The sequence below is a fragment of the Shewanella sp. P1-14-1 genome, assembly GCF_001401775.1.
GTDB lineage: Bacteria > Pseudomonadota > Gammaproteobacteria > Enterobacterales > Shewanellaceae > Shewanella > Shewanella japonica.
This window is the reverse complement of sequence record NZ_LKTL01000014.1, coordinates 101,373-119,410: the sequence shown is the minus strand read 5'-3', so window position 1 is coordinate 119,410 and position 18,038 is coordinate 101,373. Positions and strand designations below refer to the sequence as shown.

Sequence of the window (18,038 nt, the reverse complement as noted above, 5' to 3'; positions counted from 1 at the left end):
GAACGTACTTAAATCGTTGTTACCATTAAAAAGACAGAGAAATGAAACGGTTATACAGGCTCGGCTAGTTAACAGATGGCTGAGCCTACATGTTAAAGCTGACTTTGAAGCCGTACTTGTGTTTTACCTTTTAGCATGGGGTAAACACAGTAAGAAATATTTCAAAGCGGAATTATTGTATACGGCTGTTTTGACGTTTTATAAATCTAGATCAATATTTGGCCAATATCCTGTTGTTCTTTGCAGTAATTTACATTGGCAAGTCTTTAATATCTAAAAACAGTCAGTTAACGGTTTGGTGATGTATTTGGAGAGCGGCTCAAGTTGTAAGGCAAATGAGATTAATCGCTAGTTTTCTCGTTGCTATGTGTCAGCTGTTGCTTATGAGTCGATATGAAGCTGGTCAGCGTCAATGAGGTTGATATCGATGCAAAAACAAAAAAGCGAACGACGAGGTTCGCTTTTTGTGTCTTCATTTGCCAATCAAACGAAACGAATGCGGAAGCTTGAGGATAATTCCATTGCTAACTGCGACTTAACCAAGACACTAAACCCCTTAACTAAATACACTCAGTCTAAGCAGGCTACTTTTTATTTATTTGTTCCTGCTGCCAAGCCCACGTTGGGGACTTTATCAGTAAGTGAATGCGGTAACGCCAGCTTGGGGCATGCCATAGCCGCTTGATAAGCGTGACGTAACCAGAAAAGAACACCTTAATGGGGTTTACTGTGTTTATTCTTGGGTAAACACCATATTTCACTGGTTCTTTTTCTTCCGCAAAAGTACCAAACATTTTGTCCCAAATAATGAACATGCCCGCATAGTTTTTATCGAGATATTGTTTATTGGTCGCATGATGCACTCGATGATGAGAAGGCGTATTAAATATGGCTTCTATGGGGCGTGGAAGTTTTTTCACTGTTTCAGTGTGCAGTAGTGTTTGGAATACTTGCACAATGATTTCTGCTAAAAAAATAACAAAGGGGTGAAAGCCTAAAAAGACTAATGGTAAGTAGAAGAACAACGGAAAAAACCAATCCATTGGTCCGTGTCGGTATGCCACCGAAATATTAAAATGGGGAGAGCTATGATGCACAGTATGAGTTGCCCAACCAAAGCCATTCATGTGTAAAAAGCGATGTTCCCAGTAATAGGCAAGGTCGGCAAGTAAAATACAACACAATATTGTCCATCCCGTTATAGGAAGTTGTACTAGGCTAAGGTGTTCATAAGAAAAAAGAAATACACCAGCATAACTCGCAGCAACAATCGTAATAATTAACCCAAATAGTCCTAGCGTGACAAAATTGGCTACGCTGTCCCCTAACAGGTTTTTAGTGAACTGCTTCTTTATTCCATATCGAAGCAGTTCAATAATAAATAACCCAATGGCGAGGACAAAAAACCAATTATCAATCCAGACCTCTAATCCCCACACATCATTAGGCGTAAACAGTTGTGATAAATAATCCATCATTGCTCCCTATTGATATGAAACAAGCATCGTCGTCGATGTTGCATTGCCGGAATTATCTAAAAAGTGAGTTTCAAGGACAAAGTTGACCGTTTTACTATAGTCAATTTTCTCCCAGGCTGTTGCCAATTGCGCAGCGGTGTAAGGGTGTTCTGGCAAAATAATGTCGCCATTTTTTGTATCAATACTATATGTGTTGGGATGTTGTTTTAGTTCTTTTACATCATAGCCAATGGTGACATCAGCTCGCTCAAAGCTATTTGTCATTGCTGAATATAAGACAAACACTTTAGTGGGCTGCACAACTAATGAGGCATGTAACTCTGCTTGATCATTGAATGTTTGCCAAAGCTGGTGGATATCAGCTATGGCAATGTTTTGTCTAATCCCCGCGATGTTAATTTGCTGATTAACCTTGATTGCAGGGGTTGAGTTTGAATCAACTGATGTAGGCTCGATAGTGTTTGACGTTATCGATTTATTGGGCTGTGGAGATGCTTGTATGAGCGCATTGGCATCAGGGCTTTGAAATAGAGCAGCGCCCCAGACTAATATCACTATCAATACCGAGGTTAATATCGAGTTGAACAAATTCATAAATGACACCTATACAAAAAATAGTCAGTGCAATTTACGTTTTTGGATATTTATTGTCAACATGAAAATTAACTATTTTAAAACAAGTTGCTCACACAGCAGAACAGATGATTGCTTTAACTTGTACATTTCTTCAAACATACCAAGAGGTAACAAGGATTCACTCATTAAATAGTTTGAATAAATACCATATGCAATTAATTCAATTTTTTCTTGGCTGACTTCTGGGTATTGAGCCGTAAACTCGGTAATTAAATGCTGTATAAACTCATGCATGATTTGTTGCTGATGCGCTTTAATGGTCTCTAACCTTTTAGCCTCTGAAAATATCGCTTCACCTATGACGGTGTTATTGACCATTTCCTTAGTTCTCGTGCTAAAAAGGCTATCTACAAGGGCTTGAGCTCTATTTGTTTTGGGGAGCCAATTGAGTACTTCTTGCCATTGTTGCGTGTATCGCAAGGTCCAACGTTCACTTAATGCGCAGATAATATCATCTCTATTACCAATATAGTGCCTCAAAATAGTACGCTTCATATTTGCGGTTTCGGCGATATTTTCTAAAGACGTTGCTTGAATACCTTTATCCAATATACACGCTTCGAGGGCATCGAGAATTTCTTCTCGGCGTTGAGTCGCCATGCTCGGCCTTGCCATACCATTCTCCCTAGTCATCAAAGCTAACATGATAGCATTTTGATTTTAATTGTCACCTTGACAATTAACTTTGGTTCAATATAAGCTATAAATTGTCACAGTGAAAATAAACGTATTGGGGAGTGTGGTTATGTGGTTATCTTTACCTTGGTCTTATTGGTTAGGCTTTGCGTTAATTCTTTGGTTGCTATTCGACCTCGTTAGAGGTGAGGCGTATATCTGGGAGTCATATAAAAGAGACACTCAACCAGCCATGTATTGGTTTACCATGCTGATATGGATTGCCGTTGCAGCGAGTTGTTTTATTTATCCTTATTGGCCGTTTGTGTAGTGGCAGGAAAAAATGAATTCAAATAATGGTTTACCTATTGAAGCTTACATTGACTCTCACTTTTTTGAGTTAGAGCAGAAGCATATATTTTCAAATACATGGGCATTTGCTGGATTAATTGAGGACATAAAAATCCCCGGTGATTACCTAACGGTGCAAGCTGGGCTAAGTAACATCGTTATTATTAAAAATGAACATGGAGACCTGCTTGCCTACCATAATATGTGTCGCCATCGAGGGACCCAATTATTGGAAGGTAAAGGAAGTGGCTTGAAAAAGTTAACCTGCCCCTATCATGACTGGACATATCAGTTATCAGGTGAGCTTGTGTCCTTACCAAAATCCAGAAATGAATTTACTGGTATTGAAAAAGATTGTTTGAACCTGAAACCTGCCAATGTTGGGATTTGGCGAGGCATGATTTGGGTACACCCAGATCCCAATTCCACTTCTTTACAAGATTGGTTTGGACCAATAGAAAATCAATTAGGCCCCCACGAGGTTGAATCGTTAGTAGAATTTAAAGACAGTGTGGTTATTGAAGACATAAATGCTAACTGGAAGGTGATTGTTGAGAACTACATCGACCATTACCACCTTGCTCAGCTCCATGCTGGCACACTTAACATGTATAACCATAAAAAAGCTCAGTTTGGTTTTGTGGGTAAACATTTTAAATTCTGGGAGCCACTGACTGATGACTATCAACGCAACCTGCAACAAAATGCTGCCTCACCATTGGTTTATCAATCTGGACTGAACAATATAGGTGTGTGGGTGCCGATGTTATTTCCTGGAATCGGTTTAGCTGAGTTGGAGTCCTCTTGGTCTGTTTTTCACATTATTCCCATTTCGCCATCCAAGAGCAGGGTTATTGTTCGAACTAAAATGAAGGACAGTGGCACACTTGACTACCTTAAACAAAGTCTAAGTTCAGCGGCTTTTTGGGACAAAAAAGTGAAACCGAAATACGCAAGTTTCGATCAAAACCATCCTTTAGGATCGGCAGACTTTATGCGAGAAGATATTTACATATGCGAGCAGCTGCAAAAATCATTCACTAGTCCACAATTTGAGTTTGGACCTAGTGCAAGTTTTGGAGAAGCGCCTATCCGGCAGCATCAGGAGCTTATTTGGAACATCATCAAACCCTATTGGGACTCAAGACTTGTTTCGTAAAAAGTTTAAATTACTTGTACAAATGAATGTATCAAGTGACATAATCTACTTAATACAACCCTTGAATTTTGGCAAACGATCTTACATCAATGTCGCCAATCACTGAAAATAATTCGCTAAAATTAGGAGATGATAATGTCGACACATCCGTTTGATGCATTAACTTTGGATAACGGTGCTCAGCTGATTTTTACCCCTTGCCCTGGCACCAAAGAGGCGTCGTTGACTGACTCTGTTGCCACATTAAAGCAAGCCGGCACAGATATGTTACTGACACTGATGTTCGATAAAGAAATGGCTGTTAATAACGCTGAATCATTACCGACTGTGTGCAGCGATAATAATATCGTTTGGACGCAACTTCCGATCCTTGATGATGCAGCACCGAGTGATGATTTTGAAGCTGCATGGGCAACATATCGATCGCAAATTTTGGCGCTGATTGCCAATAAAGGTAAAATTGCTGTGCACTGTAAAGGCGGAACTGGCCGAACAGGTTTGGTCATTGGATTGATTTTATTAGCTCAAGGCTGGCCAGTAGAAAAAGTGGTTGCTGAAGTGCAAAATATCAGACCGAAAGCCCTTAGAAACCCTGTCCAAGTTGCTTATTTACATGCCTATGCATAGCTGATTTATTCAAGCTTGCCCTTGGGCGATATGAGCGAGTATTTAAGTAAAAAAGCGAACCCAATGGTTCGCTTTTTTTGCGTGTAATATTCGGTGGCCAGTTCAAATAAGTCAATTTACCGAGTGGTTAAAAACCCTACATAAATGTCGAGCTGACAAATAATTAAACGTAATTAGCTCAATAGCGAACAGTAATCCAACAACGCTAGCGCATTAAAAAATCAGGTGACCGACCATCCTAATTAAATGGCTGAAACCTAGAACTGGTAAGGGTTTGTGGCATAGTTTGTTATCTGAGCAATGAAGAGGGCACAGGCGAAATCAAGATAGATTAATGATTAATCTGTTATAGCAAACCAAGATAGAGAATTACTTAATGCGGCTGACAGTTAGCTGATTACCTTTGGCATTCTCATGAAAGATATCCGCTAAATACTTATCCAGTTCAGATTCAGTTAAATCGGCGGGGATAACCACATCATAAATCCTAGATCGCAATCCCGTTCCTGAATCTAAAAATAATTGCCATTCTTCGTTTTTACGCAATACCGCCATGGTTTTGCCAAACACATCAAACGTTAAAAACATAAACCACTCCGATCTAAACCTTAGCTACAGTGTAGTGAAATGATCCCATGGGATCCATTGATATCGCAGGCACAATTTAAGTGATTCTTCCTGCTATTGAATGTCTCGTTTGATAACAAAAAATTATGATTATAAGAATAAATGCTAATTATATTTTTATATTTGATAGGCGTAAAATGATGTTATTCCCATTGAGGCACACTCAAGCAACAAGCTTAATGACTTTTGTTTGAGGCCAACTTTGTAAGGCAAATTATGAAATTTTTACACACAATGTTACGCGTCGCTGATCTTGATACCTCTATCGAATTTTACACGAATGTGTTGGGTATGAAGGTACTTGAGCGTCACGAGAATAAAGACTATCGCTACACCTTAGTGTTTGTCGGTTATGAGCAAGGTGGCACCACTATCGAGTTAACCCATAATTGGGACACCAATGAATATGAAATGGGTAATGCTTTTGGTCATTTAGCCTTAGGTGTTGATGATATTTATGCCGCTTGCGACAAGATTAAAACATTGGGCGGTAATGTCACTCGTGAGCCAGGCCCAGTTAAAGGCGGCGAAACTCATATCGCCTTTATTACAGATCCTGACAAATATCAGATTGAATTAATCCAATTAGATTAACGTCATCATATTTGCTTTCAGATTATTTTTGCCGTTTTCGATTTTAAGGAATTCCCATGAAAGACTCACTATTTCAAACGATACAGTTAGGTGAACATGCCCTAAATAATCGTATCGTCATGCCACCAATGACACGTTCACGTGCATCACAGCCAGGCAATGTCGCCAATGACATGATGGCGCAGTACTATGCTCAACGTGCGCAAGCAGGATTGATCGTCGCCGAAGGCACGCAAATTTCAGCAATGGGCCAAGGTTATGCGTGGACGCCGGGGATTTACTCAGCTGAGCAAATTGCTGGTTGGAAGAAAACCACTGACGCAGTACATGCTAAAGGCGGAGTGATATTCGCTCAGTTATGGCATGTAGGTCGTGTGACGCATCCTGAAAATATTGGTGGTCAGCAACCGATTTCATCGTCAGCGCTGAAAGCTGAAAATGTGAAAGTATTTATTGATGATGGTACTAATGCACCAGGTTTTGTTGATGTGGTTGAGCCACGTGCAATGACCAAAGCTGATATTGAAGCTGTTATTGCTGAGTACCGTCAAGCGGCGCTGAATGCGATTGAAGCAGGTTTTGATGGTATTGAACTGCATGCGGCGAATGGTTATTTGATTAATCAATTTATCGATTCAGAAGCCAACAACCGCACTGATGAATATGGTGGCTCGATTGAAAACCGCCTGCGCTTTTTAAGTGAAGTGGTTGCTGCCATGGTTGATGCTATCGGGGCTGATAAAGTGGGCGTGCGTTTAGCGCCGTTTACCTCGCTTAATGGCACCGTTGATGCAACACCGGTCGAGACTTACACCGCAGCTGCAGCATTATTAGAGACTCACAAGATTGTATATCTGCATATTGCCGAAGTTGACTGGGATGACGCGCCTGAAACGCCAATCGAATTTAGAATCGCGGTTCGTGAAGCTTATAAAGGGGTATTAATTTATGCGGGTAAGTATGATGCTGAAAAGGGCGGAGACGCCATTGATGATGGCTTAGCTGACATGATTGGCTTTGGTCGTCCGTTTGTCTCAAACCCAGATTTACCGAATAGAATTAAGCATGGCTATCCGTTAGCGGCACACGACCCTGCTACCTTATTTGGCGGCGATGAAAAAGGCCTAACAGATTACCCTGAATACAGCCCATCATGAAAATTACTGGTTAGTTAACCCAGTCGTATTTAGGCTAACATAGACTAATAAATAGCAACCTTGCAGATGCAAGATTGCTTTTTTATGTTTAATACGCCACACAATTACTGACAAATGAATTAACACAAACTCGATATAATTGTTGATTTCACAGTTTATTGATTCATTGTTCGTCAGCTGAGTCTTTATCGTTTATAACAACCTCAGTTTATTATTCGTCACTAGGGCCTGTTGAAATTTGCTGGTTAAGTTTTGTTCGAAATAAAGTGTTTTAATTGAGATGGATGGATTGATGCCTTGATGCCTAGTCATCTAGTCATCTAGTCATCTAGTCATCTAGTCATCTAGTCATCTAGGCACCTTTTATTCACAAAGATGCATCCAAAACTTGCGACAAAACAACCTTGAAAGATCAACCGCCCAGCCAATAAGAGTCTTTTTATGCGCGGAGCATTGTTTTTATTTATCGCCACCTTGTTGGCTGCATTTGGCTGGATTGCCTCGAAAATTGTGGTCGCTGAAATGCCCGGTGAAAGCTTTATTGCCAGTCGTTTTTTGCTGGCAAGTCTAGTGCTGCTGCCGTTTTGTTATAAAAGCCTGTGGCGACTTAGAGCCAAGCAAATCTTACTTGCTTGCTGTGTCGGCGTCTTTTTGGGGTTAGCTCTGCTGGTATGGGTACACGCGGTATCTGTGACTGCAAGTTTATCGGAAGGGGCATTTATCATGAGCCTAGCGATGATCATCGCACCGATGACAGCATGGTTATTGTTTAAGATTAAGCCCAACAAAGCCTTTTGGTACGCACTGCCACTCAGCGTAGTGGGGATGATGTTGATGACCTTGACCAATGGTTGGCAGGTGGATGAATCTCAGTGGTACTTTTTATTTGCATCAGCACTTTTATCGGTGCATTTTGTATTAAACAAAAAAATCAGTAGTCGTATAAAACCATTAGATTCCATTTGTTTACAGCTCTTTACCGTCGGCCTCGTGGGCGGTATTTACGTGCTCTTTACACAACCCGCCGCTTTTGAGCTAAACAGCACCTTACTGGCGTGGTTTGTTATATCGACAGTCTTTGCCACATCGATGCGTTATTTGCTGCAAACACTAGGACAATACTCGGTAAACATGGAAACAGCGGCACTCATCATGATCCTAGAGCCGATATGGACACTCATGCTGAGTGTAATGGTGCTTGGTGAAGCGATAGAAATTCAAAAACTGGCAGGTGGTTTGGTCATCTTTTTATCTTTGTTTATGTATATTAAGCTATCTAAACGACCCAATTGATGCCCGCTAAAAGGGTTAGTTTCAGTTTCTCGGCACACTTTCACAGCTTTGAAATTGCACCCTCAGCTCACTCATAAGCGATTAGTGGGTGAGGTAGAAGAAGGATATTACGAGCATTGCTAACTAATAATTAAGTTTACTCTGGCCCAACTTATTCCAATTATTCCAATTATTACACTTCACTCTCCATGTATTTGAGTAACTTGTTATACAGCAACTAACTCCGAGCTTTAGTTTTTTGAAAGAAAAAGCGTGCTGTTACTACAACAACACCTGCAACAACAGAATATAGTAGCATTTCAAAAAAGAACATATTCATGGCGCGCTGACCATCATGTTCTGTTTTTGATGCCCACAATAAACCAATGATGCACAGAGCTAACCAAGGTAAAACAGCAATTCCGAGGCGTAACAAAAAACTGCCAAGCGCGAATTTAAACTGAAACCAAATAGCAATTGCAGGGATTACTAAAAGTCCACCAAACCAAAACGAAGCACCACCAAGATCGAAGTAGTAACCAAATAAAATAGTCATTGTTGAAATGGCTAAATTAATACTGTTTTGTTTGAATATTTCGCCCATAGTCCCTTACTGTATAACGCCTTGTTATGCGTTTTCTGATTTTATCTGTATTTCACTACCGCATAGCTTTTTAATTAGCTTTTCGAAAAACTCTTTATCGTGTGGGCTAACCCTACGACCAAAAATAACTTCCTTGATTTTTACAGGTACAAATTTCTCGTGTTGAACGAATACTCTATGCTCTTTTTCATAATCCCAGATTTCTAATTTGTGTGAAAGAATGCGTTTCGCAGCTTCAGCAGGTTCATGTTCAAATTTTTGTGTCAAATGACTTAAGCCGTCGTATTTTATTGGAACAATTTCATAGTTAGGACTAGAAATCTCAATCCCGATAGCTATGCCATTGTGACCATTTGCATAGTGAGCCCACATTAAAGCGTTATCGTTAACCTCTGATAATGAAACGATACCATATGAGTCTTTTTTACCTTTTAAAGCCGATTTAAATTCAGGACTGAGCTTTCCTGAACGATGAAAATAATGACCTTCCATTGGATCATTCATACTAGTATAGGGCGCAGCATAAAGGCGCTGGTTTAAAAAGATATCAAGTAAAAATTTTATTTTATCCAAACTTCGATATTTATAGTAGATCACGAATCACTCCTTGACTCATAACGCTGCATTCAGCGGCTTGTCCGCTGCAATGCTTTGTTATAGCTATATCTGCTGTTCAAGATACTTTTTCAGTAAATGAACACCTACATCACCCACTTTATCTGCGACCTTACCCAGAAATCCCTGCAGTTTTTGCCACGATATAGTTCTCTCATTTGAAGATAATGAATCATCTTTAAGCTCATCAAGAGCAGATTTTAATTCGGTCTTCTCAGCAGTGGTTACTATGTGAGTTTCAATTAGTGCACGCAACTGCTCATCTTCAGGTGTACTACTAATATTACCTGTTATTTCATTAGCAATAATACCTTCCATCGAATCTATGTGATTATTGGTAATATTAACTACGGACGCATTAATCTGATTTTGTGATGACCCTAGTAGCACACCGCTTGGACTGGAAGTTTGGGGGAGGGAGCTTTCGACAAAGTCTGCAATATCTTGGCTAATTTCAGCTTCAAATATTTCACTTTCAAAACGTTGCTTGATGCAAAGAATCTTGCTCTCTCTTTCATGCTTCAAGTCGATAATTAATCGCTTAGATTCTTTTGTGTATCGATTAATAATTCTCCCTAAGTCTTTCTTGGGTATGCCTGATTTCTCAAGTAATCGCGTTGCCTCTTCAACATCTTTTGAACAAAGATCAAGAAAAGTAGAGAACTCTTCGAACAGGCTGCCAATATTATCTTTATCAATCTGCCCATCATTTGAATACAGAGAAAACGTAACACCTTTACCTGTTCTATTTTGAACAACCTTGACATCACTATTCACTGCAGTTGAAGCATAATCCCTAAAAAGAATAACAAAGCGATCAAGTTCTCTCGCCCAAAGACGCTCATTAGGAACGTACACCCTAAAAATTAGCCCTTGATCCACACTTTCTATAAAGTTCTGGCCTGCAATTTCAATGTCGACTAATTTTCGATACGGTATTACATTAAATTCAGCCCTGTTAATATCTTTTACAAATTCTTTTACTTTCACTTCATATATATCACTATCTGTGCTGATACATTTTTGTTTTAGCCATGTCTCAAGGCTAGAATCGCCGCTAAATGTGGAAACAAAATCATCCTCGTCATCGATATCTAAAACATCTCGACGCCAAGGCTGATTCTTGTTACAGCTAAACTCCCCAACAAAATTATTATGGTAAATAAAGATGGCATGATTCTTATTTTTAATCTTTCTCAATAGTTTTTTACCAACTTCTTTATATTGAGGTAGACAAAATAAAAACAGTACATATTCAGTGAATTTTGCCAATACTATGGTTTCATTTTTTTCGTCTTGATCCAAAATGTCGCAAATGGACTCCCAGTTTTCCACCTTGGACTTAAGTATCTTCAATTGATCATTATAGCCACCAGCTTGTAAAGAGGTCAGTATCGTCCCTCTATCTAACCGATCAAGTATTAGTGCTTTCTTCATAACAACCAATTATCCCTTTTGCTATAACAGCTTATTATATAGCTGCTCGATAATGTTCCTGTTAAAATTCAAGTTAGTAGCAAGGATACCAAGCCAACCGACTGTTTAGTAAAGATAAAAATAAAATTTAACACCTGTTTTATTAATATCAAGCCCGCAAAACTGAGCGCTTTGATGTAGAGGTCTCTACAACCTGTTTTTAATCATTTTAATTTCAATAAGTTAACAGGTAAATAGACGTTTATCGAGCATAAAGTACGCGATTTTTGCTCACTTTACTCAGGAATCATCTGCGTACATTTATGACTGTATATCTTTCTAGTACTTTAAAGTCAGATCAAGTGCACAATACAGTAGAAAATATAAGGTGATATTTCCGCGAAGCGCCACGACTTTGATTTTTCAAAATAATAAAACAGACTTTGGGCACCAACTCGTTAGAACTACAAACGAAGTCTAAAGCTGGATGATTCTCCGTTGGAAATTTTGCTGTTTAAATTTCGCCGGAGCTGCTGGGACTATGGTTTATAAAGAATCAAGAGGGGTGAGCAGTTTCACCCTTCTTGCTCTGGTGTGGGCGAAGCGCCACGACGTTAATCCAAACGGAGTTTGGAAATAGAGAGAACCCACGACGTTAATCCAAACGGAGTTTGGAAATCCAGTGTAAATTCCATATGTCTAAAACTGATATTAACTAAGCAACAGGATGTTGATTTACCAAATAATGGCTTAGTGAATATCCCAAATGGCACCGAATGACGTGTTTTAGTAACTAAACCGCTACTAGGTTCTCCCCTGATAGTGATAAAATCTTTGCATCAGAATTAACGAGACACTCTATGTTTATCCATCATGTTAACGGCATCGACTGGCTGGTGATTACCGCTTTTGAAGAACTGAAAACGATGTTTATTGAAGAAGCAGGCGCTATTCCATCTTGTTTCTCAAGCGCCAGCGAATTGAGCCTGATTGATCAAGCGAAGCGCAGTTATGGATATTTGCCTACATTCAGCGGCGTAATCACTGACACGGGAACCTTTCAAAGTCAGGATAACGAAGAAGATCTGAACCCACAGCTTGCCTGCATAGTTGAAGGGCGTGGTCGGGTGTTTATCTATCACGGCGGCTTTGTTGCTTTTGTGGATGACGAACACACGCTTATTACCCGAATGGACTAACCATGTGATGCAAACTCAGGGGTAAAGTACTTTTGTTGTAGTTGCTCTACTGTCAGCGGCTTATCGAAGTAATACCCTTGAATGAGGTCACATCGGTATGATTTTAACGTTAAGAACTGCCTTTTTTCTTCAACACCTTCAGCGACAACACTGATGTTGTAAGCTTCACTTATGGCAAAAATTGCTTTTACGAGTGCATTACTTTGCTTACTGCTATTAATATTATTAATAAAGCATCGATCAATTTTGATTTCAGTAATCGGTAGCTCGTTTAAATAACTCAATGAAGAGTAGCCGGTGCCAAAGTCATCAAGGGAAATACCAAATTTTAGTGCCTTTAATTCATTTAAAATTATGGCGGTCATTTTTAAATCTTGAAGCACTAAGTTTTCAGTAATTTCTAAGGTAATACGATGAATATCAATACCCACTTCACTGACGATTTGGGTCACTGATTCTACGAAGTTGATATCCACTAATTGCTTAGGTGAGATATTGATTGAAACATTGATTGCACCATGCCCATTGGGCGATGTTGCTAAGATATCTTCACAGGCTTTACGGAAAATAAATAAGCCAATATCAATAATCAGTCCGGTTCGTTCTGCAAGGTTAATGAACACGTCGGGTGAAATTGAACCAAGCTTTGGGTTATTCCAACGAGCAAGCGCTTCAACGCTTTGTATTTTCACATTGCGGGTATTGATTTGAGGTTGATACAAGACGCTAATTTCATTGTTGTCTAATGCCTCCCTTAGTTGCTCTTCAAGTTGATACTCATAACTGACCTGAGCATCGACTTCTGCATTAAAGAATGTGACTGAGCCGTTTAAATTGGTTTTAGATTTATAAAGTACGATGTCTGCTTTTCGGATTAAGCCTTCAGGATCTTGGCTGTCTGAGGGGTACATACTAATACCAATACTGCACTTAATCATATGTTCAGTGTTATTTACCGTATAGGCTTTATTTAAGATCGTTTGTATTAGCGCAATTTTTTGATGAACTTGTTGGTTGTTATCTAAGTTAGGAAAGCAAAATGCAAACTCATCGCCACCAAAGCGTGCCAAGGTATCGATAGGTTCAATTGATTGCGCTAGGGCTTGGCTTAATTTTTTAAGTAATTCATCTCCTGATGATTGGCCATAAATATCATTAACCTTTTTGAAGTTATCAATATCAATCAGCACTAGCGCGAGCTTTCTATGGTGTTTTTTAGCAGATTTAAGATCTTGGTTAATCTTGTCTAATAAACACATTCGATTAGGAAGCCCAGTTAATGCATCATGCATTGCCATATGTTTCATGGTGGCTTTTGAGTTGGCTAACTTAGTAAAATCCTTTTCGATACGGTGTTTAAACTTTTTGAATCGATTCGCAATAAGGTTACTTGCAAATAAACAGCCTCCCACCATGAGAAAAGTGGAGATGATACTTAATGTCAGTACCTTCATTAATTTCTCGTGGTTATTGAGCAGCAAGGCTTCTTGCTTGCTCATAAGGTAAGCTTCAAAATCATGGGAATTAAAGTGAGAGCCAACAACCCAGCCCCATGGTTCAAACAGTTTGGCATAAGTGATTTCTACAGGGGTTAATGCAAACTCTGTTTGGCTCGATAAATCAAACTCTACCAAGTTACCTTCAGTGGTTACTTGGGAAAGTAGCTGTTTAACCATTTGTTGCGTTGTATCTTCATGGCGCTCAATAAAAGCATGCTCGTTATGCGTGATAGGGTTAGCGAGTGAGTGACCTTGTTTGTCAATGACAAACAGGCGTTGATGATTACCGTAGTCGTATTCAGAAATCCAATTCAGTAAGGTTGCCTTCTCATCATTTTCAACATCGGCGACATACTCTCCAGTCCCGATAAACCAATTAAATGGGGTAAATTGTTTACCAAAGCCGACTTTTTCGAATTCTTGTGTGGCTGGGTACCCCGGTTTTTGGTACCACCAATGATAAAAGGCTTCACCTTGTTGGCGTTTTATTTTATTGATGTGCTCTTGCAGGATGAAAGTGCCGCGTAAATCTTGGGCATCCCATACTGAGGTGCCTTCCAAATGGGGCTTTAATCCATGCAGGATATTATTGCCCTGCATGTCAAAAATGAAAAAATACCCTCTGCCATCATTAAAGCGTATCGGCCTTAACGCATTGATAATCATTTTTATGACGTCTGATTTCGGCTTGTCAGGGTTATTGACGAATATACTTTGAGCGATTGAGTGGGCTTCATCGACCCGTGATTTGGACTGCTGTTTTAGCTGTGATAACACCAGGTTGTTTTTGAATTGAATGACATTGATGACTTGATTTACTTGTTGATTAATCTCTTTTTTCTGACGAGAAATAACGTCTTCTCGAAGGGATAGGATGCTTTCATTTTCTTTTTGTTGGTTGTCATGAATGATGACCGCATTGATCACTATCATAAAAAAGCATACCGTTAGCGCAGGGGCATACTTGATTAAGTTAATCAGTTTTTGGTCATTCCATAGCAGCATAATCTTCCTTGAATATCCTTTAATTTCTGTTTTAGCTTAGACTAAACATAGAACAAAACTCAACGCCCCTTATTAAGATAAATAATATCGATATCAATTACTTTGGATTATGTGAGAATCATCAAGCTATTGATGGTATTTAATGAGGCTTGGTTGCTTTTTCATCAAGGTTAAGTGCTGAGTTAACATGCCCCATGATATTCCGATAAGTGTCGACCCACAGGATGTCTCGGTTATCGCTCAAATACTGCAGTAATTCATTGTGAGCTTGATTGCTGACGCTTAAGTAATCTTCTTCAATGCCGTGAAATAATATGTTGGCAATGCCCCCTTGTTGCTGGGCTTGCTTGACAAAATTAATCAAGGTTTCGCCATCTACATTTTCAGGCATTAATAGCAAATCGAACTTTGGAGCCAGTTGTGGGTTGTAACCTTTTATTGCGACAAAGTTTTCACGTATGGCATCAATATAATTACCATCTGCGGCATAAAAATCACCGCATGGCGGCGTAAAAGTACGCTCAGTTTGTTGGTCTATGGCTTGGAGGAAGGTATTGGCGGTTTCGATTTCTTGCTGCATTTGCGCCACGGTTTTAGTATCAATATTATTGTGAGGCTCGACCCACTCTCGTCCTTCAATACTTTTACTGCAGGCATGGAATAAGGTGTGGTTGCCCAGTTCGTGGCCATCAGTGGCAATATCACGCCATCGCGCTAGCGCTGTTTGGGTACTAGAATTAGATAGCGTGAGATAAAAAGAGGCTTTAAAACCATGCTTATTTAGCGCTGGAATCGCGTAGTTTAATTGGCTGAGTAGTGCATCATCATAAGATAAACTCACCGCAGCTTGATAGTTGTTTGGCCATTTTAGATCTGCTTGGTTTGTTGTAGCTAGGTTTGTTGCAGCATATGCAGTGCTAGTGACTTGAAAGCTCGATAACGCCAAAAGGGTGATGGCTGATGCAAGATATTGGCGCAACATAACTAATCCTTGTACTTGTAATGCTGTATTGAATTGTAATGCTGTATCGAATTGTAATGGTGTATTGAATTGCTTTTTCAGCTAATAGCCATCAAGTTTCAACACCACTGACTGAAGCGGCTCATTAAGAAAAAAGCTGGTTTCGTCTTAGTCGTCAGCGTGAACGTGTTTATAAAGTAACAATGCCAGCCATGAAAGCAATCAAATTTATGGCGTGTGGCTATTCATGTAATGAATGGTGCCTAGAGATATAAATAAATGATGCGCAGTGAACACAGTAAAAAGGGGCGTTAATGCAATCATTAACGCCCCTATACGTTTTGTTGAGAACAATAAAACGCTTAGTTTCTTACCGCTTGACCTGGGTAGATATCTTTTAATACCACAGAGTCATTAACAATGACGGTACCGTTAATCAATACATAGGGAATCCCCGTTGTTGGTAAACCTGCATCGGTTAACGTGGCGTTATCTGTTACGGTTGTAGGGTCAAAAATAGTAATGTCTGCATCTTTGTTCACTTGAATACGGCCTTTATTTTCCATCGCATGCACACCGTTTTCTTGTAAGTATTTAGCAGGCTTGTAGCTCATTTTAGAGATAGCAGTCATGAGTGGCATGATGTTTTGCTCACGCACTAAACGTAATACTTTGCCATGAGTTCCCGCAGCTCTAGGGTGACCTTGTAAGCCTTCATAAGGGGTGTCAAAGTCAACAGCCATTTGCCCAGTAGCAGGGATAGTTAACGGCATCGCGTCACTGCCAACATGAACATTTGGATCCACTAACGCTTCCAGCATACCTTGCTTAGAAATACCTGCAAAAATTACTGATGCACTTGGGTTGTTTGCCACTAACTCATCGTAACGCTCTTTGGTTAACGGCTTCATGGTTGCCACTTCAATAATGTCTTTATACGTTCTACCCATGTTTGGACCATAGTTATCAGGGACGAGGTAATCTGCACCAGCAATAGTAGCACCTTGATAGTATGGGTAAACCTCTGCTGAAACCTTTAGTCCAGCTTTACGCGCATCTGCAATCATTTTTAATGCTTCAGGTGTTTTCTCTAATGATTGTTGGTGGATATGTTGGATCAGTAAGCCGCCGCCATAAATGCCAACATTTGAGATCATTTCTTGGAAGCCTAAAATACCAGTCGTTGCCGGTTTTTGGCTTGAGAATCGACCATGTAAATAGGTTGATGAACCATATTGGGCTGCGGTTTCTTGCCAAGAGATCGTTTCTGCAGAGGTCGTGCCTGCTGACATGTAACCGACAGGGACACCAACACCAATGGCACCTTGCCCCATTTCTTGGGCGACCTTGTTATTAATTTTTTCTATTTGCTCTTTGTTAGGCAAAAATGTTGCTACTTCCAATGTCGCATGAGAATGCTCATGTTCGTGTTGTTCAAATAAGTCGGTGACCAGTGACCCTGTTCGCGAGTTATAATCAGGGTTCACAATTGACTCTCTAATTCCTGCTGGTGATACCGATGTACCATAGTTGGTTATCGATTTTCCTTCAAGGCGATCGTAGAAAGCATTAACAGGGTAAGAACCCACCTCTAAATCTAACGGGGTCGTCACACCATCACGTAAGTGTAATTTTTGGCCAAATGGAATGTTTGATACATGAGAGTGAGTGTCAATAAACCCTGGCGCAACCACTAAACCTTTGGCATTGATTGATTGTTTACCCTCGATGATGTCTTTGGTAATGCTTAAAATTTTACCATCTTTAATGCCAATATTGGCGACTTGATCAAAACCTGTTTCAGGATCCATCACGCGTCCTTCGTTGATGACAATATCAAAGTCTTGTGCTTGAACTTGACCACCAATGAGTGCCATTGCGATAACCAATGGAGTGATTTTGCTGACTTTTTTCATGATTATTCCTCGAGTTAGAAAGATGAACATTAAATCCATCGTATTCAGGCAGCGTGTTTGCCTGTTGAATGACGAGTAATTTACTGGCTAACTGCAAAAAAGTGATATCTCTTAGGGAGGGTTTAATCATTATCTCGGAGGAGGGAACTGCCCCCTTTTGTGTACCTTTTGTGTAATAGAAAGGCTTTTATTCCCAAGTGGCGGGTTTTGATGTGGATGTTTTAACTGCATTGAAACCTGTGGTGATGAAATTATCATCGCTTGGCGATTATCTGGATTTAAGAAGTGGTTTTACTATCTCGGTTTA

General features: G+C 39.8%; 17 protein-coding genes. 7 read left to right on the top strand and 10 right to left on the bottom strand.

Annotated elements, in window-relative coordinates; all coding sequences use genetic code 11:
* Window positions 1–584 precede the first annotated feature (584 nt).
* From AN944_RS11910 to AN944_RS11900, 3 genes are all read right to left on the bottom strand, one after another.
* A complete protein-coding gene (locus tag AN944_RS11910; protein ID WP_082420002.1) occupies window positions 585–1,475 on the bottom strand; it encodes a sterol desaturase family protein in 891 nt (296 codons plus the stop codon).
* A gap of 9 nt (window positions 1,476–1,484) precedes the next feature.
* Complete coding sequence (locus AN944_RS11905; RefSeq protein ID WP_055024837.1) at window positions 1,485–2,072, bottom strand: hypothetical protein; 588 nt, start codon at window positions 2,070–2,072, stop codon at window positions 1,485–1,487.
* Window positions 2,073–2,144: 72 nt separating this feature from the next.
* Window positions 2,145–2,729: a TetR/AcrR family transcriptional regulator gene (locus AN944_RS11900; protein WP_055024836.1), complete on the bottom strand. Its 585-nt coding sequence runs from the start codon at window positions 2,727–2,729 to the stop codon at window positions 2,145–2,147.
* Between the two features lie 130 nt (window positions 2,730–2,859).
* Between AN944_RS11900 and AN944_RS11895 the strand changes: the two genes are divergently transcribed.
* The 3 genes from AN944_RS11895 (at window position 2,860) to AN944_RS11885 (ending at window position 4,866) form a co-directional block, all read left to right on the top strand.
* Window positions 2,860–3,060, top strand: coding sequence for a hypothetical protein (locus AN944_RS11895; protein ID WP_055024835.1), 201 nt, complete (start codon window positions 2,860–2,862; stop codon window positions 3,058–3,060).
* 12 nt (window positions 3,061–3,072) lie between these two features.
* Window positions 3,073–4,239, top strand: coding sequence for an aromatic ring-hydroxylating dioxygenase subunit alpha (locus AN944_RS11890; protein ID WP_055024834.1), 1,167 nt, complete (start codon window positions 3,073–3,075; stop codon window positions 4,237–4,239).
* 135 nt (window positions 4,240–4,374) lie between these two features.
* The gene (locus AN944_RS11885; protein ID WP_055024833.1) at window positions 4,375–4,866 is read left to right on the top strand and encodes a tyrosine-protein phosphatase; all 492 of its coding nucleotides are present in this window, start codon (window positions 4,375–4,377) and stop codon (window positions 4,864–4,866) included.
* Between the two features lie 369 nt (window positions 4,867–5,235).
* Here AN944_RS11885 and AN944_RS11880 read toward each other — a convergent pair whose 3' ends face one another.
* Window positions 5,236–5,454: a hypothetical protein gene (locus tag AN944_RS11880; RefSeq protein WP_055024832.1), complete on the bottom strand. Its 219-nt coding sequence runs from the start codon at window positions 5,452–5,454 to the stop codon at window positions 5,236–5,238.
* Window positions 5,455–5,709: 255 nt separating this feature from the next.
* Between AN944_RS11880 and gloA the strand changes: the two genes are divergently transcribed.
* The 3 genes from gloA (at window position 5,710) to AN944_RS11865 (ending at window position 8,537) form a co-directional block, all read left to right on the top strand.
* Window positions 5,710–6,087, top strand: coding sequence for a lactoylglutathione lyase (gene gloA, locus AN944_RS11875; RefSeq protein WP_055024831.1), 378 nt, complete (start codon window positions 5,710–5,712; stop codon window positions 6,085–6,087).
* A gap of 56 nt (window positions 6,088–6,143) precedes the next feature.
* Entirely contained in the window at window positions 6,144–7,244 is a 1,101-nt protein-coding gene (locus AN944_RS11870) for an alkene reductase (RefSeq protein ID WP_055024830.1), read from the top strand.
* Between the two features lie 441 nt (window positions 7,245–7,685).
* Window positions 7,686–8,537 (top strand): DMT family transporter, encoded by an 852-nt coding sequence (locus AN944_RS11865; RefSeq protein WP_055024829.1) that lies wholly within the window; start codon window positions 7,686–7,688, stop codon window positions 8,535–8,537.
* A 217-nt stretch (window positions 8,538–8,754) separates the two neighbouring features.
* Here AN944_RS11865 and AN944_RS11860 read toward each other — a convergent pair whose 3' ends face one another.
* The 3 genes from AN944_RS11860 to AN944_RS11850 form a co-directional block, all read right to left on the bottom strand.
* Window positions 8,755–9,072: a hypothetical protein gene (locus AN944_RS11860; protein ID WP_144430182.1), complete on the bottom strand. Its 318-nt coding sequence runs from the start codon at window positions 9,070–9,072 to the stop codon at window positions 8,755–8,757.
* Between the two features lie 72 nt (window positions 9,073–9,144).
* Window positions 9,145–9,717, bottom strand: coding sequence for a DUF2971 domain-containing protein (locus AN944_RS11855; protein ID WP_055024827.1), 573 nt, complete (start codon window positions 9,715–9,717; stop codon window positions 9,145–9,147).
* Between the two features lie 63 nt (window positions 9,718–9,780).
* Window positions 9,781–11,172 carry a hypothetical protein gene (locus AN944_RS11850; protein WP_055024826.1) on the bottom strand — a complete coding sequence of 464 codons (1,392 nt, stop codon included), beginning with the start codon at window positions 11,170–11,172 and terminating at the stop codon, window positions 9,781–9,783.
* 839 nt (window positions 11,173–12,011) lie between these two features.
* Here AN944_RS11850 and AN944_RS11845 point away from each other — a divergent pair.
* Complete coding sequence (locus AN944_RS11845; protein ID WP_055024825.1) at window positions 12,012–12,350, top strand: hypothetical protein; 339 nt, start codon at window positions 12,012–12,014, stop codon at window positions 12,348–12,350.
* Here the strand turns inward: AN944_RS11845 and AN944_RS11840 are convergent.
* From AN944_RS11840 to AN944_RS11830, 3 genes are all read right to left on the bottom strand, one after another.
* Window positions 12,347–14,854: a cache domain-containing protein gene (locus AN944_RS11840; protein WP_055024824.1), complete on the bottom strand. Its 2,508-nt coding sequence runs from the start codon at window positions 14,852–14,854 to the stop codon at window positions 12,347–12,349. The genes AN944_RS11845 and AN944_RS11840 overlap by 4 nt on opposite strands.
* A gap of 139 nt (window positions 14,855–14,993) precedes the next feature.
* On the bottom strand, window positions 14,994–15,836 hold the full coding sequence (locus tag AN944_RS11835) for a polysaccharide deacetylase family protein (RefSeq protein ID WP_055024823.1): 843 nt from the start codon (window positions 15,834–15,836) through the stop codon (window positions 14,994–14,996).
* 341 nt (window positions 15,837–16,177) lie between these two features.
* Entirely contained in the window at window positions 16,178–17,731 is a 1,554-nt protein-coding gene (locus tag AN944_RS11830) for an amidohydrolase family protein (protein WP_055024822.1), read from the bottom strand.
* Between the last annotated feature and the right edge of the window lie 307 nt (window positions 17,732–18,038).